Origin of the sequence: Facklamia sp. HMSC062C11 (assembly GCF_001810675.1) — a bacterium.
Lineage (GTDB): Bacteria > Bacillota > Bacilli > Lactobacillales > Aerococcaceae > Facklamia > Facklamia hominis.
Genome location: NZ_KV802412.1, coordinates 1 through 1,353 on the forward strand (window position 1 = coordinate 1; position 1,353 = coordinate 1,353).

General features: G+C 50.6%; 13 tRNA genes. All 13 read left to right on the top strand.

The window, feature by feature from the left end:
• Window positions 1–39 precede the first annotated feature (39 nt).
• The 13 genes from HMPREF2758_RS07000 (at window position 40) to HMPREF2758_RS07060 (ending at window position 1,300) form a co-directional block, all read left to right on the top strand.
• Window positions 40–112 (top strand) — tRNA-Lys (locus tag HMPREF2758_RS07000).
• Window positions 113–169: 57 nt separating this feature from the next.
• A tRNA-Leu gene (locus HMPREF2758_RS07005) sits at window positions 170–251 on the top strand.
• A 17-nt stretch (window positions 252–268) separates the two neighbouring features.
• Window positions 269–341: transfer RNA gene (locus HMPREF2758_RS07010), tRNA-Thr, on the top strand.
• Between the two features lie 5 nt (window positions 342–346).
• Window positions 347–418, top strand: a tRNA-Gly gene (locus HMPREF2758_RS07015).
• A 26-nt stretch (window positions 419–444) separates the two neighbouring features.
• Window positions 445–530, top strand: a tRNA-Leu gene (locus tag HMPREF2758_RS07020).
• 29 nt (window positions 531–559) lie between these two features.
• Window positions 560–633: transfer RNA gene (locus HMPREF2758_RS07025), tRNA-Arg, on the top strand.
• Between the two features lie 61 nt (window positions 634–694).
• Window positions 695–768 (top strand) — tRNA-Arg (locus tag HMPREF2758_RS07030).
• Window positions 769–775: 7 nt separating this feature from the next.
• Window positions 776–849 (top strand) — tRNA-Pro (locus HMPREF2758_RS07035).
• Between the two features lie 14 nt (window positions 850–863).
• Window positions 864–936 (top strand) — tRNA-Ala (locus tag HMPREF2758_RS07040).
• A 5-nt stretch (window positions 937–941) separates the two neighbouring features.
• Window positions 942–1,015 (top strand) — tRNA-Met (locus HMPREF2758_RS07045).
• A 9-nt stretch (window positions 1,016–1,024) separates the two neighbouring features.
• A tRNA-Ile gene (locus HMPREF2758_RS07050) sits at window positions 1,025–1,098 on the top strand.
• A gap of 28 nt (window positions 1,099–1,126) precedes the next feature.
• Window positions 1,127–1,216: transfer RNA gene (locus HMPREF2758_RS07055), tRNA-Ser, on the top strand.
• Between the two features lie 11 nt (window positions 1,217–1,227).
• Window positions 1,228–1,300 (top strand) — tRNA-Met (locus HMPREF2758_RS07060).
• Window positions 1,301–1,353: the final 53 nt, after the last annotated feature.

Genomic DNA, 1,353 nt, shown 5'->3' on the forward strand with positions numbered 1-1,353 from the left:
TGTCAGCGGTTCGAACCCGTTATCCCCCATTTAAATATTGACTCGTTAGCTCAGTAGGTAGAGCATCTGACTTTTAATCAGAGGGTCACAGGTTCGAATCCTGTACGGGTCATTGCTAGTTGATTAAACATCTAGCCAGGACGGCAGCGCCGTTTGGATTTATAATATCGCGGGTGTGGCGGAACTGGCAGACGCACTAGATTTAGGATCTAGCGCCTAACGGCGTGGGGGTTCAAGTCCCTTCACCCGCACTTATAACAATTGATAAGCCGGCTTAGCTCAGTTGGTAGAGCATCTGATTTGTAATCAGAGGGTCGAGGGTTCAAGTCCTTTAGCCGGCATTAATGCGGAAGTAGTTCAGTGGTAGAACACCACCTTGCCAAGGTGGGGGTCGCGGGTTCGAACCCCGTCTTCCGCTTTGCCTAAAGACCAAAGGCTTAAAAAGCCGGGGTGGCGGAATAGGCAGACGCACAGGACTTAAAATCCTGCGGTGAGTGATCACCGTGCCGGTTCGACTCCGGCCCTCGGCATTCACAAAAGTGAATATAAATTAATACTTGCACCCATGGCTCAACTGGATAGAGTACCTGACTACGAATCAGGCGGTTGCAGGTTCGAATCCTGCTGGGTGTATTACATAATAGTTACTGTGATACATTCTATCAGATTCGTTATGTAAAGATTTTAATATTTTGCACCCGTGGCTCAACTGGATAGAGTACCTGACTACGAATCAGGCGGTTGCAGGTTCGAATCCTGCCGGGTGTATTATCAACGGGAAGTAGCTCAGCTTGGTAGAGCACTTGGTTTGGGACCAAGGGGTCGCAGGTTCGAATCCTGTCTTCCCGATTGTTATATATAATGGGGGATTAGCTCAGCTGGGAGAGCGCCTGCTTTGCACGCAGGAGGTCAGCGGTTCGATCCCGCTATTCTCCATTGTTGGTGGTGTAGCTCAGCTGGCTAGAGCGTCCGGTTCATACCCGGGAGGTCATGGGTTCGATCCCCCTCGCCGCTATAATAGGACGGACCTTTAGCTCAGGTGGTTAGAGCTCCCCGCTCATAACGGGGCGGTCGTAGGTTCGAGTCCTACAAGGTCCATTTTATTGGATTTTGAAATATTGATTGTGGAGGATTACCCAAGCCCGGCTGAAGGGAACGGTCTTGAAAACCGTCAGGCGTGTAACAGCGTGCGTGGGTTCGAATCCCACATCCTCCTTTGCGCATTATCGCGGGGTGGAGAAGTTGGCATCTCGTCGGGCTCATAACCCGAAGGTCGTAGGTTCGAATCCTACCCCCGCAATTGATCTTAATTTCCTTCCTAATGCGGGTGTAGTTTAGTGGTAAAACCTCAGC